This is a genomic window from Methylovirgula ligni (genome assembly GCF_004135935.1).
GTDB classification, from domain to species: Bacteria; Pseudomonadota; Alphaproteobacteria; order Rhizobiales; family Beijerinckiaceae; genus Methylovirgula; species Methylovirgula ligni.
The window spans coordinates 165,631-190,739 of record NZ_CP025086.1; the positions used below are offsets into that span (position 1 = coordinate 165,631).

Annotated in this window: 23 protein-coding genes and 1 tRNA gene; 7 read left to right on the forward strand and 17 right to left on the reverse strand. The window is 62.1% G+C overall.

All coding sequences use genetic code 11. The annotated features are described in order from the left end of the window. The first annotated feature begins 6 nt into the window (after window positions 1-6). Both CWB41_RS00745 and CWB41_RS00750 read left to right on the forward strand, forming a co-directional pair. Window positions 7-492 carry a F0F1 ATP synthase subunit B family protein gene (locus CWB41_RS00745; RefSeq protein ID WP_115835873.1) on the forward strand — a complete coding sequence of 162 codons (486 nt, stop codon included), beginning with the start codon at window positions 7-9 and terminating at the stop codon, window positions 490-492. Between the two features lie 274 nt (window positions 493-766). Next, a complete protein-coding gene (locus CWB41_RS00750) occupies window positions 767-1,945 on the forward strand; it encodes a DUF2865 domain-containing protein (RefSeq protein ID WP_165203904.1) in 1,179 nt (392 codons plus the stop codon). Here the strand turns inward: CWB41_RS00750 and CWB41_RS00755 are convergent. Continuing rightward, window positions 1,908-3,260 (reverse strand): glutamate--tRNA ligase, encoded by a 1,353-nt coding sequence (locus CWB41_RS00755; RefSeq protein ID WP_165204423.1) that lies wholly within the window; start codon window positions 3,258-3,260, stop codon window positions 1,908-1,910. The two genes, CWB41_RS00750 and CWB41_RS00755, sit on opposite strands and share 38 nt — an antisense overlap. A gap of 135 nt (window positions 3,261-3,395) precedes the next feature. Between CWB41_RS00755 and CWB41_RS00760 the strand changes: the two genes are divergently transcribed. Then, entirely contained in the window at window positions 3,396-4,529 is a 1,134-nt protein-coding gene (locus CWB41_RS00760; protein WP_115835870.1) for a ceramide glucosyltransferase, read from the forward strand. Between the two features lie 36 nt (window positions 4,530-4,565). On the opposite strand, the gene CWB41_RS00765 is transcribed toward CWB41_RS00760, so the two are convergent. The 5 genes from CWB41_RS00765 to CWB41_RS00785 all read right to left on the reverse strand — a co-directional run bounded on the left by CWB41_RS00765 (window position 4,566) and on the right by CWB41_RS00785 (window position 9,037). Continuing rightward, complete coding sequence (locus CWB41_RS00765) at window positions 4,566-4,820, reverse strand: hypothetical protein (protein WP_115835869.1); 255 nt, start codon at window positions 4,818-4,820, stop codon at window positions 4,566-4,568. A 132-nt stretch (window positions 4,821-4,952) separates the two neighbouring features. Next, a complete protein-coding gene (locus tag CWB41_RS00770; protein WP_115835868.1) occupies window positions 4,953-6,338 on the reverse strand; it encodes a class II 3-deoxy-7-phosphoheptulonate synthase in 1,386 nt (461 codons plus the stop codon). A gap of 147 nt (window positions 6,339-6,485) precedes the next feature. Beyond that, window positions 6,486-7,913 carry a glutathione-disulfide reductase gene (gene gor, locus CWB41_RS00775; protein ID WP_115835867.1) on the reverse strand — a complete coding sequence of 476 codons (1,428 nt, stop codon included), beginning with the start codon at window positions 7,911-7,913 and terminating at the stop codon, window positions 6,486-6,488. Beyond that, a complete protein-coding gene (gene rpiA / locus CWB41_RS00780) occupies window positions 7,913-8,617 on the reverse strand; it encodes a ribose-5-phosphate isomerase RpiA (RefSeq protein ID WP_115835866.1) in 705 nt (234 codons plus the stop codon). The genes gor and rpiA overlap by 1 nt, the downstream gene beginning before the upstream one ends. 45 nt (window positions 8,618-8,662) lie before the next feature. Beyond that, window positions 8,663-9,037: a hypothetical protein gene (locus tag CWB41_RS00785; protein WP_245411202.1), complete on the reverse strand. Its 375-nt coding sequence runs from the start codon at window positions 9,035-9,037 to the stop codon at window positions 8,663-8,665. 120 nt (window positions 9,038-9,157) lie between these two features. Here CWB41_RS00785 and CWB41_RS00790 point away from each other — a divergent pair, with 120 nt between their 5' ends. The 4 genes from CWB41_RS00790 to CWB41_RS00805 all read left to right on the forward strand — a co-directional run bounded on the left by CWB41_RS00790 (window position 9,158) and on the right by CWB41_RS00805 (window position 12,793). Further along, window positions 9,158-9,862, forward strand: a complete 705-nt coding sequence (locus CWB41_RS00790) for an HAD-IA family hydrolase (RefSeq protein ID WP_115835865.1) — start codon at window positions 9,158-9,160, stop codon at window positions 9,860-9,862. 59 nt (window positions 9,863-9,921) lie between these two features. Further along, window positions 9,922-9,996, forward strand: a tRNA-Val gene (locus CWB41_RS00795). A 409-nt stretch (window positions 9,997-10,405) separates the two neighbouring features. After that, the gene (locus CWB41_RS00800) at window positions 10,406-12,175 is read left to right on the forward strand and encodes an arylsulfatase (protein ID WP_115835864.1); all 1,770 of its coding nucleotides are present in this window, start codon (window positions 10,406-10,408) and stop codon (window positions 12,173-12,175) included. Window positions 12,176-12,529: 354 nt separating this feature from the next. Then, the gene (locus CWB41_RS00805) at window positions 12,530-12,793 is read left to right on the forward strand and encodes a hypothetical protein (RefSeq protein WP_115835863.1); all 264 of its coding nucleotides are present in this window, start codon (window positions 12,530-12,532) and stop codon (window positions 12,791-12,793) included. A 14-nt stretch (window positions 12,794-12,807) separates the two neighbouring features. Here CWB41_RS00805 and CWB41_RS00810 read toward each other — a convergent pair whose 3' ends face one another. The 11 genes from CWB41_RS00810 to nuoH all read right to left on the reverse strand — a co-directional run bounded on the left by CWB41_RS00810 (window position 12,808) and on the right by nuoH (window position 25,107). Beyond that, complete coding sequence (locus CWB41_RS00810) at window positions 12,808-13,503, reverse strand: response regulator transcription factor (protein ID WP_115835862.1); 696 nt, start codon at window positions 13,501-13,503, stop codon at window positions 12,808-12,810. Window positions 13,504-13,693: 190 nt separating this feature from the next. After that, a complete protein-coding gene (locus CWB41_RS00815; RefSeq protein WP_245411200.1) occupies window positions 13,694-15,064 on the reverse strand; it encodes an ATP-binding response regulator in 1,371 nt (456 codons plus the stop codon). A gap of 89 nt (window positions 15,065-15,153) precedes the next feature. Then, window positions 15,154-16,824 carry a ribonuclease J gene (locus tag CWB41_RS00820; RefSeq protein WP_115835861.1) on the reverse strand — a complete coding sequence of 557 codons (1,671 nt, stop codon included), beginning with the start codon at window positions 16,822-16,824 and terminating at the stop codon, window positions 15,154-15,156. A gap of 14 nt (window positions 16,825-16,838) precedes the next feature. Next, a complete protein-coding gene (locus tag CWB41_RS00825; RefSeq protein ID WP_245411199.1) occupies window positions 16,839-17,618 on the reverse strand; it encodes a biotin--[acetyl-CoA-carboxylase] ligase in 780 nt (259 codons plus the stop codon). 3 nt (window positions 17,619-17,621) lie between these two features. Next, entirely contained in the window at window positions 17,622-19,055 is a 1,434-nt protein-coding gene (gene nuoN / locus CWB41_RS00830; RefSeq protein ID WP_115835860.1) for an NADH-quinone oxidoreductase subunit NuoN, read from the reverse strand. Next, entirely contained in the window at window positions 19,052-20,575 is a 1,524-nt protein-coding gene (locus CWB41_RS00835) for an NADH-quinone oxidoreductase subunit M (protein ID WP_115835859.1), read from the reverse strand. Before CWB41_RS00835 ends, nuoN begins: the two co-directional genes overlap by 4 nt. After that, window positions 20,575-22,596, reverse strand: a complete 2,022-nt coding sequence (gene nuoL / locus CWB41_RS00840) for an NADH-quinone oxidoreductase subunit L (RefSeq protein WP_115835858.1) — start codon at window positions 22,594-22,596, stop codon at window positions 20,575-20,577. Before nuoL ends, CWB41_RS00835 begins: the two co-directional genes overlap by 1 nt. Before the next feature lie 5 nt (window positions 22,597-22,601). Beyond that, the gene (nuoK, locus tag CWB41_RS00845; RefSeq protein WP_115835857.1) at window positions 22,602-22,910 is read right to left on the reverse strand and encodes an NADH-quinone oxidoreductase subunit NuoK; all 309 of its coding nucleotides are present in this window, start codon (window positions 22,908-22,910) and stop codon (window positions 22,602-22,604) included. 1 nt (window position 22,911) lies between these two features. After that, window positions 22,912-23,520, reverse strand: coding sequence for an NADH-quinone oxidoreductase subunit J (locus tag CWB41_RS00850; RefSeq protein ID WP_115835856.1), 609 nt, complete (start codon window positions 23,518-23,520; stop codon window positions 22,912-22,914). 69 nt (window positions 23,521-23,589) lie between these two features. Further along, a complete protein-coding gene (nuoI, locus tag CWB41_RS00855; protein ID WP_115835855.1) occupies window positions 23,590-24,078 on the reverse strand; it encodes an NADH-quinone oxidoreductase subunit NuoI in 489 nt (162 codons plus the stop codon). A 9-nt stretch (window positions 24,079-24,087) separates the two neighbouring features. Then, entirely contained in the window at window positions 24,088-25,107 is a 1,020-nt protein-coding gene (gene nuoH / locus CWB41_RS00860) for an NADH-quinone oxidoreductase subunit NuoH (protein WP_115835854.1), read from the reverse strand. Window positions 25,108-25,109 lie beyond the last annotated feature (2 nt).

The following is a 25,109-nucleotide window of genomic DNA, read 5'->3' on the forward strand; positions in this document are numbered from 1 at the left end:
CGCCCCATGCATTTCGATGCCGAATTCTGGGATACTATCGCCTTCATCGCTTTTGTCGGCCTGCTTGGCTATTTCGGCCTGCACAAGAAGATCGCGGATGCCCTCGACAAGCGCAGCGCGCGGGTGAAGGCGCAGCTCGACGAAGCGATCTCCCTGCGCAAGGAAGCCGAGGATTTGCTCGCCTCTTTTGTCGTGAAGAAGAAGCAGGCGGAAGAGGAAGCCAAGGCCATTATCGCCCAGGCGCAAGTCGAAGCCGAACTCATCGCCAAGGAAGCCCATGCCCGCGTCGCTGATTTCGTCCAGCGGCGCACGAAGCAGGCGGAAGACAAGATCGCCTCCGCCGAAACGCAGGCATTGGCGCAAGTGCGCGACGCCGCGACCGATGCCGCGGCCAAGGCCTCGGAGATCGTGCTGAAGACGCAAGCGCAGGGTGCCTATGGCGACGAACTCGTCGAGCAAGGCATCGCCGGCCTCAAGCGCCTGCTGCACTAGCGCGCTTTCCGACCGGATGGAATCATCCGGTCGACAAGAAATCGCGCCGATTCAATACGTCGGAGCGTGTTCTCATCGGAAAAGTCATGCAACTTTTCCGGAACACGCTCTAAGCAGCGGCGCGATAGCCGCGGCCGGCCATGAAAAGGTCGCGGTCGCATGGCTAAAGGCAGGGACGGATCGGCGCGTTGATTTTCCGCTGCGGGCGCGGTTCGGGCCTCCCCCTTGCGCGGGCCTCTCATCCAGCCCGCAGCTTTCGCCCGACGAGGTTTGGATGAAGCGTTCCCCACGCCGGCTTTTTGCTTTCCGAGGCTTTGCCGCCGCGCGTCTGGCGGCCGCGATCGCACTATTTGCGGCTCTGTCCGGCGCGGCCTTCGCTCAGGGCTATGATTGCGCCGGCCTGCGCGCTCAGATCGCCGGGCTCGACCGGTCGAACGCCCGCGCCAACCCCTATGCCGGGACGATCCGCAGCCAACGAGCGGGGCTTCAGCGCACTGCGGACTATGCGCACAAGATCGGCTGCGACCGTCAGCAATTCATATTTTTCGGCTCGCCACCGCCGGCACAGTGCGGCCAGATCAACGCGCAAATCGCGCAATTGCGGGCCAGTCTCGCGCAACTCGAAGGCAGCGCCCGCGGCATGCTCGATTCGCCGCAGCGCCGGCAGATGGTCGCCAGTTACAACGCCTATTGCCGTCAGCAGACGGCAACGCAGGGCGGCTTCCTCGGCGGCCTGTTCGGCGGCCCCACGCAGCAGAGCAACGAGCCCGATATCGCCGACGTTCCCTCGCCCGATGCGCTGCCGGCGACGGACCAGCCGGGACAGCCGACGGGCGGTTCGGAAATGCTCTGCGTGCGCCATTGCGACGGCGCCTTTTTCCCGATCACGGACGCCCCGGGGCGCGACCAGGAGACGCTGTCTGACTTCTGCAAGGCCTCCTGCCCGAATGCTGAGGTCAGCGTCTATTCGCGGGTGCCCGGCCAGGTGATCCAGACGGCGGTCGGGCTCGACGGCAAAGCCTATATGAGCCTGCCGGCCGCGCTCAAATACCAGAAGTCGCTCGACGCCTCCTGCACCTGCCGCGCGCAGGGCGCCACCTGGGGCGATACGCTGGCTGGCGCGGAAGCCATGCTGAGCCACAGCAAGAAGGGCGAATTCGTCGTCACGCAGGAGAAGTCCGACGAGATGGCGCGCCCGACGGCAGCGACACCGGACAAAAAGAAGAAGCGCGCCCCAGTCCCCGCCGCGGACGACACCAGCGATCAGGACATCATCGATCAGGACGCCGCCGCCGCCGCGCAGGTGCCGACCGCGAGCACCGATTCCGCCGGCATTTCCGCGGGCAACGTCAAGAACCAGAGCTCCTATCCGCAGGGCGCGGGACAGACGACGGAAATCACCACGCCCGAAGGCGTCAAGCAGCGCGTCCGGATAGTCGGGCCTCAGCCTTAGCCCGGCCGATCAGCGGCAGCAGGGCGGCAAGTTCCGGCCCTTGCTCCCGCCCGGTCAGCGCCAGCCGCAGCGGGTGGTAGAGCGCCCGGCCTTTCCGATTCGTTTGAGTTTTCAACAGATTTGTCCATTCGGCCCAGGTCGTCTGATTCCACGGCTCGGCGGGCAGCAGCGCCCGCGCGGCGGCGATAAAATCCGCGTCCTCAATGGCCGGGGCGATCGTCCCCTCGACGACAGCCCACCAGATCGCGACATCGCCGAAGGTTTCGAGATTGCCGCGCACGGCGAACCAGAAGGCTTCCGCGTTCGGCCCGCTGATGCCCGCGAGTGCAAGACGGCCGGCGGCGGCCGCAAAGGACATCTGGTGCAGCGTCCGCGCGGAAAGCGTCTTTAACTCCGCGGGATCGAACCGCGCCTGATTGCGGCTCACATGCGAGAAATCGAAATCCGCGGCGAGTTCGTCGAGCGATTGCACGGGATGAACCGAGTCCGAGGTTCCGGTCAGCACGGCGCAGGCGGCGACCGCGAGCGGCTCGATCCCCTCCTCCCGAAGCGTGCCGATCGATAATGCGCCGCTGCGCTTCGAGAGCCCCTCGCCCGAGGCGGTCGTCAGCAAATTATGATGGCCGAAGACCGGCGCCGCGTTTGCGCCGCCGAGTGCCTCGAAGAGCTGGATTTGCACGGCAGTATTGGTGACGTGGTCTTCGCCGCGGATGATATGGCTGATCTCGAGGTCGAGGTCGTCCACGACGGAGGGCAGCGTATAAAGATAGGTTCCGTCCTCGCGCACCAGCACCGGGTCGGACAGGGAGGCGCAGTCGATATGGCTCGCGCCGCGGACGAGATCGTCCCAGTGCACAACCACATGATCGAGCAGAAAGCGCCAGTGCGGCCGGCGGCCGGCCGCTTCCAGCGCTGCCCGGTCGGCCTCGGTCAGGGTCAGGGCGGCGCGATCGTAGATCGGCGGCAGGCCGCGCGCCTGCTGGCGTTTGCGCCGGCGCTCCAGTTCCTCGGCCGTCTCGTAGCAGGGGTAGAGTCGTCCGACGCCCCGCAATTTCGCCGCCGCCGCGTCATAAAGCGGGAACCGCTTGGACTGATGGACGATTAGATCGGGCGCGATCCCAAGCCATTTGAGGTCTTCCTCGATCGCCTCGGCATATTCCTGTTTGGAGCGGGCCACATCAGTGTCATCGAAACGCAAAATGAATCGGCCACGGTCTTTCGTTACAAAAAGAAAGTTGATGAGCGCCGTACGGACATTGCCGATATGGATTCGGCCAGTGGGCGAGGGAGCAAAGCGGACAACGGGCGGCATGATTTTCCTTTCGTTTACGGCCTACCCTCGCAACCGCCAGACCGCAAGGCTGATGCCCGGTTGCAGGTTTCCATGCCGCCGTTGGATTGCGTTCGCGGGCCAATGTGGGCAAACTGAAAAGGTGCGGAGGCGCCGCTGATGACGCTAGCCTGGGCCCTGGCCCTTATCTGTCTTGTTCTCGTTGTCCTCAACCTGATCAGCGACGGCATTGCAATCCGCAATTCCAAGCCCCGCGCGACGCCGCTGCCGCCGGCCCCGGATTCGCCGGGCGTATCCATCGTCCGTCCCTGCTGCGGTATCGACAATTTCTGCGAGGAAACGCTCGGCTCGAGCTTCAAGCTCGATTACCCTTCCTATGAGGTCATTTTCTGCGTCGCCCGCAGCAACGACCCCGTTATCCCGGTCCTGCAAAAGCTGATCGCGGCCAATCCCGCAGTTCCGGCGACACTGATCATCGGCGACGAGCGCATAAGCGCCAATCCCAAGCTTAACAATTGCGTGCGCGGCTGGGAGGCGGCCAGGCACGAATGGGTCATCCTCGCCGATTCCAACGTGCTTATGCCGCGTGATTATATCCAGCGGCTCCTTGCCGCCTGGCAGCCGACGACCGGCCTTGTCTGCTCGATGCCGCAGGGATCACATCCGCAGAATCTCTGGGCCGAACTCGAGATCGCTTTCCTCAATACCTATCAGGCGCGCTGGCAATATGCGGCGGACGGCGTCGGCACCGGATTCGCCCAGGGCAAGAACATGCTCTGGCGCCGCGATATTCTGGACGACGCGGGCGGCATCCGCGCCCTCGCAGCGGAGATCGCGGAGGACGCCGCCTCGACCAAAGTGGTGCGCGCCGCGGGCCTCGAGATCAATCTCGTCGACAGCCCCTTCCCGCAGCCGCTGGGCAAGCGGACGCTCGGCGACGTCTGGAGCCGCCAAATCCGCTGGGCGCGCATGCGGCGCAAGACGTTCCCGCTGCATTTCTTCCCGGAGCTTCTCTCCGGCTCCGCCACGCCCGCGATCATCGGCGCCTATGCCGCCGGTCTCTTCGGGGTCACGCCGCTGGCCGGCGCCGCGCTGGTTCTCGCCATACTCTATAGCGGTGAGACGGCGCTCGCGCTCTCCAACAGATGGCATTTCTCCTGGCGCCTGCCGTTCCTCTTTCTGCTGCGCGATCTGATGTTGCCGGTCGTCTATTTCGACGCCTGGCTGGTCAACGATTTCGTCTGGCGCGGAACGGAAATGACGATGCGCGAAAAGGAGCGGCCGAGCACGTAGAGCGCCCGGCCGGAAAGAAGCGCGCGCGCCGCGCGACTAGTGCATCGCGCCACTCTTTTTGTCACCCGACGGCGAAGCGTGATGCCCCATCGAGTGATGCGTCATGCACCCGCCCTTCTTGTCGCCGGATGCGCAAGCGTGATGGCCGGTGTAATGGTGCTCCATACAACCGCCTTTCTTGCCGCCGGACGCGCAAGCGTGATGGCCGGTGTAATTCGTCATCCCGGTGGCAAAGGCCGGCGCTGAGAAAGCCAATGCGCTCAGCATCGCAATCGCAAATTTCCACGCCATGAATTTCCTCCTGTGCTGCAGCTCTCATGGCCGCCGAACAGGACTCGTATAGCATGGAAGAAAATTCTCCGCGAAGCATCGCCGCCAGCCCCCATGGGGACTGGCGTAACGATAAGCAGCGCTTGAGCTGTGTTATTCCGCCGCGACGACCGCCGGCGGGCGTTGCAGACGCTCCGCCTTCAAAAGCTCCGCCACCAGGAACGCCACCTCGATCGCCTGCTCGGCGTTGAGACGCGGATCGCAATAGGTGTGATAGCGGTCGGAGAGATCGGACTCCGAGATCGCCCGCGCGCCGCCGGTGCATTCGGTGACGTTCTTGCCGGTCATTTCGAGGTGCACGCCGCCGGCATAAGTGCCCTCGGCATGATGTACGGCGAAGAAGCTGCGGATTTCGCTCATGATACGATCGAACGGCCGCGTCTTGTAACCCGAGGCCGCCTTGATCGTATTGCCGTGCATCGGATCGCAGGCCCAGAGCACATGCCGGCCCTCGCGCTGAACGGCGCGGATGAGCTTGGGCAGATGATCGCCGACCTTGTCGGCACCGAAACGGCAGATCAAGGTGAGCCGACCCGGCTCGTTCGCGGGATCCAGCCGGTCGATGAGTTGCAGCAGATTTTCCGGCGTCAGCGACGGACCGCATTTAAGCCCGAGCGGATTTTCGATGCCGCGCAGATATTCGATATGTGCATGGTCGAGCTGGCGCGTGCGGTCGCCAACCCAGAGCATATGGCCGGACGTGGCGTAATAATCGCCCGTCGTCGAATCGACGCGCGTCAACGCCTCCTCGAAGCCGAGCAGCAAAGCCTCGTGCGAGGTGTAGAAATCCGTCTGCCGCAATTCCTGATGCGATTCCGGATCAAGCCCGATCGCCCGCATGAAGCCGAGCGTCTCGGTGATGCGGTCGGCCAATTCCTGATAGCGCGCGGACTGCGGGCTGTCCTTGATGAAGCCGAGCATCCAGCGATGCGCGTTCTCAAGATTGGCATAGCCACCCGAAGCGAAGGCGCGCAGCAGATTGAGCGTCGCGGCGGACTGGCGATAGGCATCGAGCTGGCGCTGCGGGTCCGGCACGCGCGCGGATTCGGTGAAGGCAATGTCATTGACGATATCGCCGCGATAGCTCGGCAGCGACACATCGCCTTTCTTCTCGAAAGCCTCGGAACGCGGCTTGGCGAATTGCCCGGCAATTCGGCCGACCTTGATCACCGGCAGCGCGGCGCCAAAGGTCATCACCACCGACATCTGTAGGAAGACGCGGAAGAAATCGCGGATATTGTCCGCCGCATGTTCGGCGAAGCTCTCGGCGCAATCGCCCCCCTGGAAGAGGAAAGCCTCACCCTTCGACGCCTTGGCGAGCAGCCCCTTCAGCTTGCGCGCCTCACCGGCGAAGACGAGCGGCGGGAACGAGGCGAGCTGGCGCTCGACATCGGCAAGAGCCTGCGCGTCCGGATAATCCGGCGCCTGCTGAATGGGCTTTGTCCGCCAGTTTTTGGGCGACCAGGGTTCGAGAGGCATGACACGATCCGAAGCGCCGCGAAGTGCCGGCGCGATGCAATTGATGAGAACGAATTTCAGCGGCTGCTGTTAACACGATATGTGATGCTTGGCGACACTCGTCAACCAAACCGCCCGCGCAAGCCTATATTGCTGATTTAAAATGGCTTACGACGTTCGTTCCTCGTCCATCAGCGCCGCTGCCTCACCGGGGTCGAGCTTGACCTGCTCGTAGCGGGCACGGCGGCTGTGCAGTGTCACCAATTCCTCGGCGGAGGTCGGATGCACTGCGGTCGTGGCGTCGAAATCGGCCTTTGTGGCTCCCATTTTAACAGCGATTCCGAGGAGTTGCGCCATCTCGCCGGCATCGTCGCCGAGAATGTGGACGCCCAGCACGCGGTCCGTCTCGCCATCCACGATGATCTTCATGAAGACCTTTTCCGCCCGGCCCGACAGAGTCGCCTTGAGCGGCCGAAACTGCGTCTGGAACACATCGACGACCGCGTGCTTCAACCGCGCCTCGGCCTCGGTGAGGCCGACCGTGCCGAGTTCCGGCGTCGTGAACACCGCGGTCGGAACATTGGAATGATCGATGGCGCGCGCCGTGCCGCTGAAGACCGTATCGGCAAACGCATGGCCTTCGCGGATCGCGACGGGCGTCAGCGCCAGACGGTTCGTCACATCGCCGACGGCGTAGATCGACGGCACCGAGGATTGCGAATAGGGATCGACGCAGACCGCGCCGACGCCATCGAGGCGCACGCCCAGCTTTTCGAGGCCGAGACCGCGGGTGTTCGGATGCCGCCCCGTCGCAAGCAGAACCTGATCGACAACGAGCGTTTCGCCCTTGGCCAAGGTCACGCTGATGGCCTCGCCTTTCTTCTCAAGGCGCGTCGGCATGTTCTCGAATTTAAAGACAATCCCGGTTTCGCTTAATGCGTCGCGCAAAGCCGCGCGCAGATCGTCATCGAAGCCGCGCAGGATGTTCTCGCCACGCAGGGCGATGGTGACTTCGCTGCCGAGGCGGCGCAGCAAGGCGCCGAACTCGACGGCGATATAGCCGCCACCGACGATGAGAATGCGCTTGGGCTGTTGCTTGAGATCGAAGATTTCGTTCGAGGTGATGGCGAGCTCGCGGCCTGGCACGTCCGGCCCGAGAAAGGGCGCCGCGCCGGTCGCGACAAGAATCACCTTGGCCGAGATGGTGCGGCCGTCGGCGAGCAGCCGCACCTTGTGCTCATCCTCGACCAAAGCGCGGCTCTCGATCAGCGTGATGCCGGCCTTTTCGAGATTGGCGCGATAGATGGCCGAAAGACGCGTGATCTCTTTCTCTTTCGCCGCGACGAGCTTCGACCAATCGAAAGCGGCCGAGCCGAGCGTCCAGCCAAAACCTTCCGCATCGGCGAAGGCGTCGGCGAAGCGGCTCGCATAGACCATTAGTTTTTTCGGGACACAGCCGCGGATGACGCAGGTGCCGCCGACGCGAAATTCCTCCGCCAGCATGACTTTCGCGCCATAGCCAGCGGCGATCCGGGCGGCGCGCACGCCGCCGGAGCCGGCGCCGATGATGAAGAGATCGACATCGTAATCCGCCATCAGACCAGGCTCCCATAAACGGTGACGCCCTGCGCCCCGGCAGAGATGACGGCGCTGGCAAGGCCGAGGAACAGCCCGTGTTCGACGACGCCGGGAATGGCGGTCAGCCGCGCCGCGAGATCCTCCGGCGCTGGAATGATTCCGAAGGCGCAATCGAAAATGTAATGGCCGCCATCGGTCACAAAAGGCGCGCCCGAGGCCTCCTTGCGCAAGCGTATTTCGCCGGAGCTGCCAGCCAGTGCGGATTCTCGCGCGATGAGATGGCGCGTCGCCTCGACGCCGAAGCGGTTGACCTCGACCGGCAGCGGAAACTTCCCAAGCGTCTGCACCGCCTTCGAGGAATCGGTGATGACGACCATGCGATTTGAGGCAGCGGCGACGATCTTCTCGCGCAGCAGCGCCCCGCCGCCGCCTTTGATGAGCCGCAGGGCCGGGTCGAATTCATCGGTGCCGTCGACGGTGAGATCGAGGGTCTGCAAAGTGTCGAGATCGGCGAGCGGGATGGCGAGCGATTCGGCCTGGGCGCGCGTACGCTCCGAGGTCGGCACGCCGATGACCTGAAGCCCCTGCGCCACTCTTTCGCCCAGCAAGGCGACAAAATGCGTCGCCGTGCTGCCGGTGCCGAGGCCGAGGCGCATACCGGGCTCGACAAGTTCGAGCGCCTTGGCCGCGGCCTGCCGCTTCAATTCATCCGCATTGCTCATAATGGCCAGCTAGGCTCTCGCCCGCCACGCGTCAACAGGACGGCCCTATTTCGCGAGCGGCGTACAGACGACTTTATCGTTGAGGACGTAGCAGATCGACATCAGGCCGTTGCGCAAATCGACGCGGAACACGCCGCCTTCGCGTTCATGACTCGAGGCGACAAGAGCATAATCGCTCGGTCCCTGGGGACCTGCACCCTGCCCCGGCTCGTAGCAGAGCGTGACGCCGACCGTTCCTTCCTTGAGCCCATATTGGCAGGCGCCGACCTCCCCCGTGGCGCGATCGAGCCGATAGACGCGGTTCAAATCCCGTTCCGGCGCCGCCAGAAAATCGTAATTCCCGGCCAAGGCACCGCCCGCGCCGAGGCTAAACAGGCCAATGGCCAGACAGAGAGCGGCAGGCGGGAAAAATCTCGGCATTGGAGGCTCCGGTTCTGCGAATCGGCCCTATTCTATACCGGTGGCGGTCAAAACTGCGGTCGCCGCGCGCGATGGCGCGAATGCTTGATCCCGCAACGCAAGATGCTTATGCCCTGCCCCATGACCCAACCGCTTCTCGTCTTCGATCTCGATGGCACGCTTGCCGAAACCGCCCCGGACCTCGTCGCAACGCTCAATCAGGTGCTGGCGGAGATCGGTGTTGCGCCTGTGACCTATGAGTCGGCGCGCGCCATGGTCGGCGGCGGCGCCCGGCTGATGATCGAGCGCGCGCTGGCGCATGCCGGGGTTTCGCTGCCCAAGCCGAAGATCGACCAGATGTTCGACGACTTTCTGGTCCATTACAACGCGCATATCGCCGATGCCTCGACGCTCTTTCCCGGCGTTCTCGCGGCGCTCGACCAGTTCGAGGATGCCGGCTGGCGCTTTGCGGTCTGCACCAACAAGATCGCTCAATCCTCCGTTCTTCTCCTGAAAGCCCTCGGCGTCGCCGACCGTTTCGCGGCGATCTGCGGCAAGGACACATTTGCGATGAGCAAGCCGGACGGCCGCGCGCTGCTGATGACGATCGAAAAGGCCGGCGGCCGGCACGACAATGCCGTCATGGTTGGGGATTCGAAGACCGATATCGAAACGGCGCAGAACGCCGGGGTTCCGGTCGTCGCGGTCGATTTCGGCTATTCCGACCATCCGGTGGCGACCTACAAACCCAATCGGGTGATCTCGCATTTCGATGCGTTGTGGGACGCCGTGGCGGATATTGACCGAGGCGCGGCCGTCGGCGGCGTGCGGAAAGCCTCGACATGAGCTGCGGCGGCACGGCTTGACTTGCCCATACCGGGATGCGTAAACCCTCGCGGAACTGAGGGCGCGTAGCTCAGCGGGAGAGCACTCCCTTCACACGGGAGGGGTCACAGGTTCAATCCCTGTCGCGCCCACCATCAAGCCAATCAGTTAAATAAGCCGTTCCGTTAAAAAGACCGCCGGCAAGGGCAGCCGTCTTTTGATCCGATCAGCGGACGAAAGGCGATAGCCCGAATTTGTAGATGTTCGCTGCCGGGCGAGCCGCTTCAACTCACTTCAAGACACTCCGCGCCCTGAGCGCGAAAGGATCCACGTCGTTTGATAGCAGGGCGAACCTGCGGGACGCGGCGATCATCATGCAGGTCACAGACCCAACAAAGATCACACCCGGAAGCGTCTGTGCGTCCTCGCACATTCCATGGCGCTGAACTGCTGAACTCTCGTAGAGCAGCTCTCTGCGCCAACTCCGCGCGCCATATCGTTCTGAGCTGCGACACTTCGACAAGTCATTTTGGTTCCAATGCATCGTTCGATAGGAGCAGCATTATGAAGCCCGGTGACGATTCAACTGAGGATTCGAAAAGCCAAATCCAAAAACCAAGCGATGGAATAAACCGCCGTGCGATTCTTTTATCGGGAACCGCACTCGCCGCCGCGTCAGCACTGGCCTCGGGCGTTCCGCCGGAAGTCGCACGCGCGCAGCAGCCATCGGCCGCGCCATCAGGCAAGCAGCCGAACATTCTCGTTATCATGGGCGATGACGTCGGCTGGTTTAATATCGGTGCCTATCATCAGGGCATCATGTCCGGCAAAACACCCAACCTCGACAAGCTCGCCGCCGAGGGCATGCGCTTCACCGACTATTATGCCGAGGCAAGCTGTACCGCTGGCCGCGCCAATTTCATCACCGGCCAGATTCCACTGCGGACAGGCATGACGACGGTCGGTCAGGCAGGAGCGGATGTCGGCCTGCCGGACCAGGCCATCACGATCGCGACAGTTCTCAAATCGCTCGGCTATGCAACGGGGCAATTCGGCAAAAACCATCTCGGCGACAAGAACAAATATCTGCCGACGCTGCACGGCTTCGACGAATTTTTTGGCTATTTGTATCACCTCGATGCGATGTCGGATCCCTATTGGTTCGACTATCCGCAGGATTGGCTCGACAAATATGGACCGCGCAATCTGGTTCACTGCTACGCGACGGATGTGGACGATCCGACCGAGGAACCGCGTTGGGGTCGCGTCGGGAAGCAGAAAATAACTGACGAAGGCCCGCTCCCTCCCTTCCCGAACATGAGCGCCGATCATCAGTTCTGGCAAAAAGGTCGCCCCGCCAAATACGATATGGAAACCTTCGACGAGGTGCTCGTCGATCACACCAAGGGATTCATGGACAAAGCCAAACAGGACGGCAAACCGTTCTTCATCTGGCACAATACGACGCGCATGCACGTCTTTACGTACCTGTCGGAAAAATATCAGGCGTTGATGAACTACAACAGCAATTACAACGTCGAAGAAGCCGGCATGGCCCAGTTGGACGATTCCGTCGGCGCGTTGTTAAAACATTTGGACGATATCGGCGAAGCCGACAATACGATCGTCGTTTTCACGACGGACAACGGCGCGGAAGTCTTCACCTGGCCCGATGGCGGCATGACGCCATTCCGCGCGACAAAGGGCACAGTATACGAAGGCGGTTTCCGCGTACCGGCGATTATCCGCTGGCCGGGGAAGATAAAACCCGGCTCGGTCGAGAACGGCATCTTTTCAGGTCTCGATTGGCTACCAACTTTTGCGGCCGCGGCCGGCAATCCGAACATCAGCGAGCAATTGCTCGCAGGTGTGCAACTCGGCGAGCGCACCTACAAGAACCATTTGGATGGCTATAATCAAATCGATTTACTTACGGGCAACGGACCCTCGGCGCGGCACGAAATATTCTATTTCGGTGAAGCGCAACTTGGTGCCATCCGCATCGACGATTTCAAGTTCCAGTTCATCCAGCAACCCTTTGGGTGGCCGGGCGAGAAGGTGACGACGGATATGCCCACTATCGTCAATCTTCGGCAGGACCCGTTCGAACGAACGCCGTCCGTCCGCGGCGAGACGCTCAATGATCTGGGCGGCGGCTATATGAACGACTTCCTGGCACGCGAATTCTGGCGCTTCGTGCTTGTGCAGCAGAAGGTTGGGGCCTTGGTCCAGACGGCCATCGAATATCCGCCTATGCAAGCCCCTGCGTCTTTCAATCTCCAGGCCATCAAGGCCAAGATCGACGCGGTGGTGAAGAGTCGCGAAGGACAATAGCTGAAATACGGGCGCGTGCCCCGCGCGCCCGATCCGGCCTCGGGGACGGCGCGCGTCGCGCCGGTCCCCGCATCGGCTGATCGGCCGCAAAGCTACCGCCCGCCCTATCAGGCAGCGGCCTATACAAACTCCCCAACGTCAGAAACTGTCGATAAATTTCACACAAAACTGCCGTGAATGGCATTTCACGTTGTGAATCAACGTATATGAGCGTGGAATAAGCGGTCTGCGGAAGTTGATTCGGCTCGTCTCGACAAAATTGAGCCTTTTTTGTCGCGAATATGCGCGCCATTCAAAGCTTCGTGAAGATTTTCAAGAGCCGGGCTCTTGCGGGCTTATGGCTATAGAGGAGAAATGATGCTTTCGATAAACCGCAAATTGAAATTGAATATTACGAATATCTGCGGCGGCTTCGCTGCAGCTCTCGTCTCCATCACCATTCTGTCGTCTTCCGCGATGGCCTTTACTTGCGACGACGTTCGCGGCCTGAGCCGTGCAGAGCAGGACTATTGGGTGAAGCGGCTCAATATCTCCGTGACGGAGCGGCGCCAGATTTGGGCGGCCTGCTATCGCGATTACCGGCCCGGCCTTCAGTCGGCGCAATTGGTTCGCCGCTAACCGCGCAAGGTCGCCTAAGCGTCCGACGCGGAGCGTGGGCGCTTATCGGCGATCCCCGCGTCGGCCAGGACGGCCGCGAAATCGACCTTCGATAATTGCATCGCCGCCATCGTCCGGCTGTGGACGTTGAGCTTGCGGAAGATCTCGGTGATGTGCGCCTTCACCGTCGTCTCGCCAACGCTCAGTTCATGCGCGATCTGCTTGTTGAGCTTGCCCTGGCGCAGCATCTCGAGCACACGCAATTGCTGCGGCGTCAGCGTTTTGAGGCGCGCGGCGACGCTCGGCCCCTCGCTGGCCGGCGAAGGCGAGTCTGGCGCATACCATTCCGGCACATAGACCATGCCGTTCATGACATTGCGGATGGCCGCGGCGAGTTCCGGCTTGCGCACGGATTTCGGAATGAAGCCCGCGACGCCGCAGGCCAATGCCTCGCCGACGATGCGGCTGTCCTCGAGCCCGGAAACCACCACCACCGGCAAACGTGGGCGCTGCCGCCGCAAGGCGAGAAGCCCTTCGAAACCGCGCGTGCCCGGCATCGTCAGATCGAGCAGCAGCAAATCGATGTTCTCCTCGGTTTCGAGGATTTTTTGCGCCGCTTCGATCGAACTCGCCTCCAAAATCTCCGCGACGGGAAACGCGAGATGGATGGCGTTCTGCAACGCCTCGCGAAACAGCGGGTGATCGTCGACGATTAAAAATCGCTCCAGCATCGTCTGCCCCAATCGCTTGGTTTCCGCAGATATAACATCCGGTACGAGCATTTAAAAAAGTCCCTGTTGGCGCGGCGCCGCGGCGCCCAACCCTCACACCGGCGGGGCATCTGCATCATAAAAGCCGGCACGCCGCGCGCCATTGGACTTTCGGCGTATGCAACAGAGAAAACTACGCCTTCGGGCCGCCTCAGCTCTTCCGTAAAAGATGAGCGATCAGCGAGCGCATCTCAGCCGGCTTCACCGGTTTCAGCATGATCTCGCAACCGGCGCTCAGCACGGCCTTGGCGACTTCCGGTGTGCGATCGGCCGTCACGACGATGGCGGGAAGCCGGGCGCCAAACACCTTGCGGAGCAGGCGCACGGACTTGAGGCCGGTTTCGTGATCGTCGAGATGATAATCCGCGAGAACGATGTCCGGCGCCGGGCCACCCGCGAGATCGCTGGCCTCGCTGAAATTGCGAACGGCGCGCGTCTCGCACCCCCATTGCTTCAGCAGCGTCACCATACCGGCGGCGACGGCGGGATCGTTCTCGACGACAACCACGCGTCCGGACAATTTCACCTGCTGCACCGGCGACTGGCTCGTTCGGCCCGGCTGACGCGCCATTGCGGCGGCCCGTTTCGCGCGCAGGCCGAAGCACGAGCCGCGACCCTCTGCCGAACGCAGGAAAAGCTCGTGGCCAAGCGCGGCACTCATCCGCCGCACGATCGAGAGTCCAAGCCCGAATCCGAGACTTCCGTCGCGCTCGGAGGCTTCGCCGCGTTCGAACTCCTGGAAGATCACTTCCCGCTCGCGCGCGGCGATTCCCGGCCCGGTGTCGTAGACGGCGACACAGGCATCGGCGCCGCGCGGCCGCGCGCAGATCAGCACATGGCCCACGTGCGTGTAGCGCACCGCATTGGCCGCCAGATTCTGAACGATCCGCCGCAGCATGATCGGATCGGACATCACCCACATCCGGGTCGGCCGATAGCGCAGCGAGATCCCCTTCGCAGCAGCGAGCGGCAGCAGGCCGACGACAACGGAATTGAAAATCTCGTTGAGATCGACAGGCTGAATATTTGGCCGCAAGGCGCCGGACTCGAGCCGCGACAGATCGAGAATTGTACGCAGCAGATCCTCGACAATCGACAGCGCATGATCGACCTGTCCAACGAGTTGCTGGCCCGGCAGGCCTTCCTCCATCTCGGCCAGCGCCGACAACGTCAGGCGCGCGGCTTGCAGCGGCTGCAATACGTCGTGTCCGACAGCGGTGAAAAAGCCCGTCTTGATGCGATCGGCGCGCTCGGCGACATCGCGCGCGCGCTTGAGATCGAGGTTGGAGCGCTCCAATTGCGCGAGCGTATCCTTGAGCTCTTCGGTGCGCGCCTTGGCCTCGGCGCCGAGCGCGATCGCTGCCTGGAACAACGAGGACGCGTTTTCCGGCTGGCCCAACGCGCGTTCGACGCGGCGCACGAGCGCGCGATTGACCCTGGTCAGCTTTTCGATGTGCTGATCGGCGGATTCCGCCTCGGCTGTTTGTCTATCGCGCCTGCTAGGATCGACAAAATTCATCATTCGCGCTCAGGGCCGCCGCGACGCCACTCGAACAGCATCAAAAAGCTAAGCAATTTTACAGTTTTGCCCCGAAGTTGTCCATGCGGCCGCTAAATTTCGATGACCAGCACATTCACCGTCGGTTTCTTGCCCCAGACGACGCCGACAGCCGCACGCACCGCCTTTTCGACGGCACCGGAGACGACATCGGCATCGCGGCGCTTTGGCCGCGGCAGGGAATCGAACGTCTGGAAGACTGCGGCGTCGACGATCTCATCAAGGCTGACACCGGCTTCCGTCTTTTCTGGCAGGCCCGTGAGCGCAACATCCGGCACGCCGGCCATTTCGCCCTTCCGATCGATGGCGAGGGCGATCGTCACGACACCGGCGAAGGCGAGCCTCTGGCGCGCTCTGACAGGCTCGCTCTCCAATGGCAGAAGAATGCTGCCGTCCCGCGCGAGCTGGCCATGCGGCACTTCATCGACGATCGCAGGGTCTCCCGGCGCAAGCAGAACCACATCACCATTGCGCGCCTTGACCACCGTCTCGATGCCGCGTTCGGCGGCAAAGAGCGCATGTTCGGCGAGATGAAGCTCTTCGCCGTGCGCGGGAACGACGATCTTCGGACGTACCCATCCATAGAGTTGCGCGACCTCGCCGCGGCGCGGATGGCCCGAGGCGTGAACCAGCCCAGCGCGATCGGTGATGACCTCGATGCCCTGCTTGACGAGATTGTTGATGATGCGGCCGACCTCGCGCTCGTTTCCGGGAATCGTGCGCGAGGAAAAAATCACCGTATCGCCCGGTGAAAGCTTGGCGATCGGATGATCGTCAAGAGCGATCCGCGCCATCGCGGCGCGGCTTTCGCCCTGACTGCCGGTCGCAAGCAGAACCATCTCCTCTCGCCGAAGCGAGGAATAAGATTCACCCGAGAGAAACGGATCGACCCCCTCGAGGAAGCCGCTTTCGCGCGCGACATTGACGACGCGCTCCATCGCGCGGCCGAGAAGCACGACCTTGCGGCCGGCAGCCTTGGCCGCCAGCGCGACGGCGCGAATGCGCGCGACATTGGAGGCGAAAGTCGTGACCACGACGCGCCCGCGCGCCTCGCCGATCACGTCGCGCAACGCCAAAGCGACGTCGGCCTCCGAGGGGCTCACGCCCTCGCGCAGGATATTGGTGGAATCGCAAACAAGCGCGAGCACGCCCTCGTCGCCGATCTCGGTCAGACGGGCGGAATCCGTCGGCAGGCCAAGCCCCGGCTCGGGATCGATCTTCCAATCGCCGGTGTGCAGAACTGTGCCGTGCGGCGTGCGGATCGCGAGCGCGCAGCTTTCGGGGATCGAATGCGCCATGGAGATGAATTCGACATCGAAAGGGTCGAGCTTCAGGCGGCCGCCCTGCTTCACCGTCGAGACGTTGATTTCCGGCGCATTGGCCAGACCTTCGAGGCGCGCTGCCAGAAGCGCCGCGGCGAAGGGCGTCGCGAAGAGCGGACAGCGAAAGCGCGGCCACAGGTCCGCGACCGCGCCGATATGGTCCTCATGCGCATGAGTGATGACGAGACCAACAAGGTCACGTTTGATCTTCTCGACGAAAGCGAGGTCCGGCAGAATGATCTCGATGCCGGCTTTTTCCGGATCGGCGAAGGCGAGGCCGCAATCGACCATCAGCCATTTGCGCTTGCGACGCGGGCCGATGCCATAGAGCGCGACATTCATCCCGATTTCGCCGAGCCCTCCGAGCGCTACAAAGACCAGTTCACTATCAGCCCCGTCCATCCACTCCACCTTGCTCAATGGCCGAGAATCACGTCCCCGGCCTCGATCACGTGAACGCCCTGCGCATCCCGCAGCACCAAGCGCCCATCGGCATCGATTGATTCAAACGTTCCTGCGAATTGCCGCGCTGTCGTCGTTACCTTGATCTCGCCGCCAATTCCCGCAGCAAGCCTTAACCATTCCGCGCGGATTACGTCAAAGCCCTGCTGGAAGAAGCCAAGCCAGTTCGTCATTTCTTCGGAGAGCAGAAGGAAAACATCCTCTGCCCTGTGCCGCGCCGCGCCCGTGTCGATAAAGGCCGCCGCCCTGTAAGGCAAATCCGGCGGGCAGGATTGGCAATTGACGCCGAGGCCGATGACGGCGGCGTAGCCCTGCGCCAGCGCCCGCCCCTCGGCAAGAATCCCCGCCAGTTTGGCGTCATCAAGCAGGATGTCGTTCGGCCATTTGAGCCTGATCCGGGTGCCGTCGGGGCTGAGCCGCCGCAGGGCATGCGCCAAAGCCACTCCGGCGACGAAGCCGAGTTGCGGTGCAGCGCGCGGCGTCACCTCATCGATCAGCAGAAGGCTGGCGTAGAGATTGCCGGGCGGCGATTGCCACTGGCGCCCATGCCGGCCGCGTCCTTTTGTTTGCGCCCGCGCGACGATCCAGGTCCGGTTAGCTGAAGCGCCACCCGCCGCGAGGTCCAGCGCCGCATCGTTGGTCGAGCCTATGGTCTCGAAAGCACGCAGCCGGAAGCCGGCGGCAATGGCCGTTTCGGCAAGAGCGAAGCCCTGAGCCCGGCTTTCCAGGGTCAAAGATCAGAACAGCGTCTTGGCCGCGGCCGCGGTCGCGGCGACGAAGGGCGCCGGATAGGCAAAGAGCAGCAGGACGAAGAGCCCCGCCGCGGCGAGGACGACGCGTAGCGTTGCGGGCGCCTTGTCGAACGCCGCCACCGGCTCGTCGAAATAGATGATCTTGACGACACGCAGATAATAATAGGCCGCGACGACGCTGGTGAGGAAGCCGATGACGGCGAGCCCGTAAAGATGGGCCTGCACCGCGGCGTCGAAAACATAGAATTTGGCGAAGAAACCCGCGAGCGGCGGAACGCCCGCCAGCGAGAACATCAGCATCGACAGATAAAAGGCCATGCTGCCATCGGTGCGCGCGAGGCCGGAAAGATCGCTGATGTTCTCGACCGCTTTACCGTCGATGCGCATCGACAGGATCGCGGCGAAAGTGCCGAGAACCATGACGACATATACGCTGAGATAGAACAGAACGCCGGCGACGCCCGTCTCATTATGCGCGGCAAGACCCACCAGCGCGAAACCGACATGCCCGATCGAGGAATAAGCCATCAGCCGCTTGATGTTCTGCTGGCCGATGGCGGCGAAAGAGCCGAGCACCATCGACAGAATCGACAGGAAGATGATGATTCCTTGCGACTGCGGCGCAACACCCGGGAAAACGCTGATGATGACGCGCACGACAACGGCGAAGGCGGCGACTTTCGGCGCCGAAGCGAAGAAGGCCGTCACCGGAGTCGGCGCACCCTGATAGACGTCGGGCGTCCACATGTGGAAGGGCACGGCGGAAATCTTGAACGCCAGGCCCGCGAGCAGGAAGACGAGACCGAAGATCACCCCGAGCGAGGGCGTGCCGCTCACCGCCGACGCGATGCCGGCGAAGGAGACCGTTCCGGCAAAGCCGTAAAGCAGCGAAGCGCCATAAAGCAGCATGCCCGACGACAGCGCACCGAGGACGAAATATTTGAGCCCAGCCTCGGAGGCTTTCGCGTCGTCGCGATGGAAGGCAGCAACGACGTAAAGCGCAAGCGACATCAATTCGAGGCCGAGATAAAGCGCGATGAGACCATCGGCTGAAATCAACATGGACATGCCGAGGGTCGACAGCAGTACGAGCACCGGAAACTCGAACTTGTTGATCTTCTCCCGCACCAGAAAATTATGCGCGATCAGCAATGTGACGATCGAGCCGGCGTAGCAGAGCCCCTTCGCGAAGCGGCCAAAGCCATCGTCGATGAAGGCACCGCCAAATAGCACAGCATTCGACCTGCCGCTGAAAAGCGACAGCAGCGCAAGGCCGAGGATGCCGACGGCAAGCTCGGTGATCAAAAGCTCCGCCCGCGGCCGCAGAGCGCCGATCAATATGAGGATGAGAACGCCAAGCGCGAGGATCGTCTCCGGAAGACTGTGGGCGAGCGCGAAAAGAATGCCGAAAGTGCTCATTCGGAGAAACCTGCCAGTTGCAGCACCGCGGGATGCAGCGACGCCAAGCGCGCGCCGGCGCTGTGAATGAGGCTCGCGACCGAACTGGCCGAGCTGTCAAGAATCGGCGCTGGATGCACGCCATAATAGAGGACGAGCAGGATCAAAGGCGCCAGCACGACAATCTCGCGCGGCGAGAGATCGAGAATGTTCTGCAGGCTCGTCTTGTCGAGCACACCGAAGATGACGCGGCGATAGAGATAAAGCGCATAAGCCGCCGAAAGGATCGTCCCCAAAGCCGCGAAGGCCGCCACCCACGTGTTGACGCGGAAGACGCCGAGCATGGTGAGGAATTCGCCGATGAAGCCAGAGGTGCCCGGTAGCCCGATATTGGCCATGGTGAAAATCATGAACGCGACCGCATAGAGCGGCATCCGCTCCACGAGGCCGCCATAGGCGGCGATCTCGCGGGTGTGCATCCGGTCGTAAACGACGCCGACGCAGAGGAATAGCGCGGCGGAGACGAGGCCGTGCGAGATCATCAGAAAGATCGCGCCCTCGATGCCCTGCTGTGTCATCGAGAACAGACCGATCGTGACGAAACCCATATGCGCGATCGACGAATAGGCGATGAGCTTCTTCATATCGGTCTGCACCAGCGCGACAAGCGAGGTGTAGATGATCGCGATCACCGACAGCGCATAGATGAGCGGCGCGAAATAGACCGAAGCATCGGCAAACATCGGCAGCGAGAAACGTAGGAAGCCGTATCCGCCCATCTTCAGGAGCACGCCGGCAAGGATCACCGAGCCGGCCGTCGGCGCCTCGACATGCGCATCCGGCAGCCAGGTATGGACCGGCCACATCGGCATCTTCACCGCGAAAGAGGCGAAGAAGGCGAGCCACAGCCATTTCTGCATCGAGGCCGGGAAATCGGTCTTCAGCAGGACGGTGATGTCCGTCGTATGGGCATAGGTATACATCGCCAGGATGGCGACGAGCATCAACAGCGAGCCGAGCAGCGTATAGAGGAAGAACTTGAACGCAGCGTAGACGCGCCTCTTGCCGCCCCAGATGCCGATGATGAGAAACATCGGGATGAGGCCGCCCTCGAAGAACAGATAAAAGAGAACGAGATCCAGCGCGCAGAACACGCCGACCATCAGCGTCTCCAGCACGAGGAAGGCGATCATATATTCCTTCACCCGGTTCTGGATCGACTGCCACGAGGCCAGGATGCAGAACGGCATGAGGAACGTGGTCAGCACGACGAAGGGCGCCGAAAGCCCGTCGAGACCGAGCTTGTAGACGAGACCGCCGCCGAACCAGTGTTTCTCCTCGACGAGTTGGAAGGCCGAAGAGCTGAGATCGAGCCGCGCATAGACGACTAGCGAAAGCACGAAGGTGATGAGCGTTGTCGCTAGCGCCGCCCAGCGCGCGTTCGCCTTCGCCGCCTCGTCGTCGCCACGCAGCGTAAGGATAAAGGCGACGCCGACCAGCGGCAGAAAAGTGAGCCCGGTGAGAATGCCGAAACCGAACATCAGCGCAGGCTCCCAACGAGATAATAAGTGATGAGCGCCGCGACGCCGATCAGCATGGCGAAGGCATAATGATAGAGATAGCCGGTCTGGAGCCGCACGACACTCTTGGTCACGTCGACAACGCGCGCCGCGACGCCGTCCGGCCCGAGCCTATCGATGATGTTCTGATCGCCGCCCTTCCAGAACAGATTGCCGAGCCAGAAGGCCGGCTTCACGAAGATGCGGTCATAAAGCTCGTCGAAATACCATTTGTTGAGCAGGAAGCGGTAAAGCCCCGGCAGCGCATCCGCCCATTTCTGCGCCGTGCCCGGTGCGAGAATATAGACATAAAGCGCGACGAAGAACCCGCCGACCATCATCAGTGTGGGGGCCAGGCTCACCAGCGGCGGCACATGCTCCATCGCTTCGAGAATGTGGTTCGCCGGGCCATAGAAGAGCGACGACTTCCAGAACGCATCAGCTCCGCTGCCGATGAAATAATGTTTGAAGACGAGGCCGGCTGCCAGCGCGCCGAGCGCCAGAACATAAAGCGGGATCATCATCACCACGGGCGATTCATGCGGATCGAGCGCATGGGCATGATCGCCGTGCGCGTCATGCCCGTGATCATCATGGCCGTGTGCGTGATCATCATGCGCATGGTCGTGGGCGGCCTCTTCGTGCGCTGCCTGCCAATGCGCCGGACCGAAGAAGGTCATGAACACGAGCCGCCAGGAATAGAAGGACGTGAGCCCCGCCGCGATTGTGACGAGAATGAAGGCATAGGTCGCCGTCCAGCCATGCCCCGCGTAGGACGCCTCGATGATCGCGTCCTTCGAGAAATAACCGGCGGTCAGCGGGAAGCCCGTCAGTGCCAGAGTGCCGACAAGCATCATGAGGAAAGTCGCGGGGATTTTCCGCGCCAGCCCGCCCATCTTGCGCATGTCCTGCTCGTGATGCATCGCGACGATGACCGAGCCAGCGCCGAGGAAGAGAAGCGCCTTGAAGAAAGCATGCGTGAAGAGGTGGAAGATGCCGAGGGAATACCCGCCGACGCCGAGACCGACGAACATATAGCCAAGCTGCGAACAGGTCGAATAGGCGATGACGCGCTTGATATCGTTCTGCACGAGGCCGACGGTCGCCGCGAAAAAGGCCGTCGTGCCACCGATGAAAGTGACGAAGCTAAGCGCCTCCGGCGATTGCTCGAATAAGGGCGAGAGGCGCGCGACCATGAAGACGCCAGCCGTCACCATCGTCGCCGCATGGATCAAGGCCGAGACGGGCGTCGGGCCTTCCATCGCGTCCGGCAGCCAGGTGTGCAGCAGGAATTGCGCCGATTTGCCCATCGCGCCCATGAAGAGCAGCAGGCAGGTGACCGTCAGCGCATCGAAATCGCCGCCGAACACGTGAATGGTCTTGTGGGCGAGGCCCGGCGCCGCGGCGAAGATCGGATCGAAAGCGACCGAATTGGTCAGGACGAAAACGAGGAAAATACCAAGTGTAAAGCCGAAGTCGCCAACACGATTGACGACGAAAGCCTTGATCGCCGCCGCATTGGCCGAGGGCTTCTGATACCAGAAGCCGATGAGCAGATAGGAGGCGAGACCGACGCCCTCCCAGCCGAAAAACATCTGTACCAGATTGTCGGACGTCACCAGCATGAGCATGGCGAAGGTGAAGAGCGACAGATAGGCGAAGAAACGCGGCCGCGAGGGATCCTCGTTCATGTAGCCGATCGAGTAGAGATGGACGAGCGCGGATACGGTCGTCACGACGACCAGCATGACAGCGGTCAGCGTATCGACGCGCATCGCCCATTCGACATGCAGCGAGCCTGAATTGAACCAGTTCGTGATAAGATCGATCGAACTCGGGGTCTGCCCGGAGAGAAAGCCGACGAAGGTCACCCAGGCCAGCGCCGCCGCGACGAACAGCAGGCTCGTCGTGATGAGCTCGGAGGGGCGCGGCCCGATGAAACGGCCGAAAAGGCCGGCGATGAGGAAGCCCGCAAGCGGAAGAAAGACGATCGCCTGATACATCCGGCTCAGCCCTTCATCAGGTTGATGTCTTCAACCGCGATGGTGCCGCGGTTGCGATAATAGGTCACGAGAATGGCGAGGCCGATCGCCGCCTCGGCCGCCGCGACCGTCAGCACGAAGAGCGCGAAGACCTGGCCGGTGAGATCGCCGAGAAAGGCCGAGAAAGCGACGAGGTTGATGTTGACCGACAGCAGGATCAGCTCGACCGACATCAGGATGACGATGATGTTCTTGCGGTTGACGATGATGCCGGCGATGCCGAGCGTGAACAGGATCGCTGCGACGACGAGATAATGACCAAGCGCGATCTGCATCCTACACCCCCGCCCGCGAAGGCTGTTTCTTCAGCTCGACGGCCGTGACGGCCGTGCGCGCGTTCTGCTCGGCGATATTCTGGCGCTTCACGCCCGCCTTATGTTGCAGGGTGAGCACGATGGCGCCGATCATGGCCGTCAGCAGCACGAGGCCGGACGCCTCGAACAGATAGGCATATTGCGTGTAAAGGACGTGTCCGAGCGCCGCCGTGTTGGTGAGGCCGTGCGGCGTCGGCGATTGCGTCTGCGTCAGCGCGCCGGCGCTGAGGCGCCAGGCCGCAACGCAAAAGGCGAGTTCGACAAGGACGATGCCGCCGATGGTCACGCCGAAGGGCAGATTGCGTTGAAAGCCCTGCTTCAATTCGGCGAAATCGACATCGAGCATCATGACGACGAAGAGGAAAAGCACCGCCACCGCACCGACATAGACTATGACGAGGATCATCGCCAAAAATTCCGCGCCGAGCAGCAGGAAAAGCCCGGCCGCATTGACGAAGGCGAGGATGAGAAACAGGACCGAATGAACCGGATTGCGCGCCGTGATCACCATGAAAGCCGAAGCGATCATGATCGCGGAAAAAAGATAAAAGAAGAAGGTGACAGTGCTCATGGCGCCGCGTGGCCCCCGCTTGGCTGATGGATCGCCATGATGTCGTCCCCCCTCATTGCCCGCATCGCCTTACCGATAGGGCGCGTCAAGCGCGATATTGCGGGCAATCTCGCGTTCCCAGCGGTCGCCGTTCGCCAATAGCCGCACCTTGTCGAAATAAAGCTCTTCGCGCGTCTCGACGGAATATTCGGCGTTCGGCCCCTCGACGATCGCATCCACCGGGCAGGCCTCCTGGCAGAAGCCGCAATAGATGCATTTCACCATGTCGATATCGTAGCGCGTCGTGCGCCGCGTGCCGTCGTTGCGGCGCGGCCCCGCCTCGATTGTAATGGCCTGAGCCGGGCAGATCGCCTCGCAGAGCTTGCAGGCGATGCAGCGTTCCTCGCCGTTCGGATAGCGGCGCAGCGCATGCTCACCGCGATAGCGCGGCGATTGCGGATTCTTTTCGTGCGGATAGTTGAGCGTCGCCTTCGGCTTGAAGAAATAGCGCATCGACAGGAAGAAGGCGCCGACGAACTCCTTCAGCAAAAGCGATTTGGCGGCGGTTTCGATTTTCATCGCGTCACCTCACTGCGCCATGCTGCCGCCCCAGCCCGTAAGCTGGAGCACAGCGGCGACAAGAACCACCATGAACAGGGAGATCGGCAGGAACACCTTCCAGCCGAGCCGCATGAGCTGATCGTAGCGATAGCGCGGCACGAAGGCCTTTACCATCGCAATCATGAAGAAGAAAAAGCAGACCTTCAGAACGAACCAGATCGGCCCCGGAATCCAGGTGAAGGGCGGCAACGGGACCGGCGACAGCCAACCCCCGAGGAAGAGGATCGTCCCCAGCGCGGACATGGTGATGATCGCCACATATTCGGCGAGCATGAAGAGCAGGTAGCCAGACGAGGAATATTCGACCATGAAGCCGGCGACGAGCTCCGACTCCGCCTCGACGAGATCGAAGGGCGGCCGGTTGGTCTCCGCCAAAGCCGAGACGAAGAAGATCACGAACATCGGCAGCAGCGGCAGCCAATACCAGCCGAGAAGGCCGAAGCGCGTGTTCTGCGCCTTGACGATATCCTCGAGATTCAGCGAGCCGACGCAGAGCAGAACCGTGACGAGCACGAAGCCGATCGAAACTTCGTAGGAGACCATCTGCGCCGCGGAACGCAACGCCGAGAGAAACGGATATTTCGAATTCGACGCCCAGCCGCCCATGATGATGCCATAGACGGAGAGCGACGAGATCGCGAAGATATAGAGAATGCCAACGTTGATGTTGGCGACACTCCAGCCTTTCGCGATGGGGATGACCGCCCAGGCGGCGAGTGCCAGAAAGCCGGTGATGACCGGCGCAAGAACGAAGAGGCCCTTGTTCGCGCCATCCGGAATGATCGGTTCCTTCAGCACGAATTTGATCAAGTCGGCGAAGCTCTGCCACAGGCCCCAGGGGCCGACGACATTCGGCCCGCGCCGCAATTGCACCGCCGCCCAGACCTTGCGGTCGGCGTAGATGATGTAGGCGACGAAGATCAGCAGAACGACGAGCAGGACGACGCTCTTCAGAAGGGTCAGCAGAAGCGGCAGAATTTCAGCCATCG

What these genes read in the sequence shown, in the direction of transcription:
- nuoL (WP_115835858.1), bottom strand. Translation starts at nt 22,596, where the DNA reads ATGTATCAGGCGATCGTCTTTCTTCCGCTTGCGGGCTTCCTCATCGCC.
- CWB41_RS00785 (WP_245411202.1), bottom strand. Translation starts at nt 9,037, where the DNA reads ATGCCGAGATTTTTCCCGCCTGCCGCTCTCTGTCTGGCCATTGGCCTG.
- rpiA (WP_115835866.1), bottom strand. Translation starts at nt 8,617, where the DNA reads ATGAGCAATGCGGATGAATTGAAGCGGCAGGCCGCGGCCAAGGCGCTC.
- CWB41_RS00800 (WP_115835864.1), top strand. Translation starts at nt 10,406, where the DNA reads ATGAAGCCCGGTGACGATTCAACTGAGGATTCGAAAAGCCAAATCCAA.
- CWB41_RS00760 (WP_115835870.1), top strand. Translation starts at nt 3,396, where the DNA reads ATGACGCTAGCCTGGGCCCTGGCCCTTATCTGTCTTGTTCTCGTTGTC.
- CWB41_RS00745 (WP_115835873.1), top strand. Translation starts at nt 7, where the DNA reads ATGCATTTCGATGCCGAATTCTGGGATACTATCGCCTTCATCGCTTTT.
- CWB41_RS00850 (WP_115835856.1), bottom strand. Translation starts at nt 23,520, where the DNA reads ATGAGCACTGTCACCTTCTTCTTTTATCTTTTTTCCGCGATCATGATC.
- nuoI (WP_115835855.1), bottom strand. Translation starts at nt 24,078, where the DNA reads ATGAAAATCGAAACCGCCGCCAAATCGCTTTTGCTGAAGGAGTTCGTC.
- gor (WP_115835867.1), bottom strand. Translation starts at nt 7,913, where the DNA reads ATGGCGGATTACGATGTCGATCTCTTCATCATCGGCGCCGGCTCCGGC.
- CWB41_RS00770 (WP_115835868.1), bottom strand. Translation starts at nt 6,338, where the DNA reads ATGCCTCTCGAACCCTGGTCGCCCAAAAACTGGCGGACAAAGCCCATT.
- CWB41_RS00820 (WP_115835861.1), bottom strand. Translation starts at nt 16,824, where the DNA reads ATGGACGGGGCTGATAGTGAACTGGTCTTTGTAGCGCTCGGAGGGCTC.
- CWB41_RS00810 (WP_115835862.1), bottom strand. Translation starts at nt 13,503, where the DNA reads ATGCTGGAGCGATTTTTAATCGTCGACGATCACCCGCTGTTTCGCGAG.
- CWB41_RS00815 (WP_245411200.1), bottom strand. Translation starts at nt 15,064, where the DNA reads ATGATGAATTTTGTCGATCCTAGCAGGCGCGATAGACAAACAGCCGAG.
- CWB41_RS00835 (WP_115835859.1), bottom strand. Translation starts at nt 20,575, where the DNA reads ATGTTCGGTTTCGGCATTCTCACCGGGCTCACTTTTCTGCCGCTGGTC.
- CWB41_RS00790 (WP_115835865.1), top strand. Translation starts at nt 9,158, where the DNA reads ATGACCCAACCGCTTCTCGTCTTCGATCTCGATGGCACGCTTGCCGAA.
- nuoN (WP_115835860.1), bottom strand. Translation starts at nt 19,055, where the DNA reads ATGAGCACTTTCGGCATTCTTTTCGCGCTCGCCCACAGTCTTCCGGAG.
- CWB41_RS00805 (WP_115835863.1), top strand. Translation starts at nt 12,530, where the DNA reads ATGATGCTTTCGATAAACCGCAAATTGAAATTGAATATTACGAATATC.
- nuoK (WP_115835857.1), bottom strand. Translation starts at nt 22,910, where the DNA reads ATGCAGATCGCGCTTGGTCATTATCTCGTCGTCGCAGCGATCCTGTTC.
- CWB41_RS00765 (WP_115835869.1), bottom strand. Translation starts at nt 4,820, where the DNA reads ATGGCGTGGAAATTTGCGATTGCGATGCTGAGCGCATTGGCTTTCTCA.
- nuoH (WP_115835854.1), bottom strand. Translation starts at nt 25,107, where the DNA reads ATGGCTGAAATTCTGCCGCTTCTGCTGACCCTTCTGAAGAGCGTCGTC.
- CWB41_RS00750 (WP_165203904.1), top strand. Translation starts at nt 767, where the DNA reads ATGAAGCGTTCCCCACGCCGGCTTTTTGCTTTCCGAGGCTTTGCCGCC.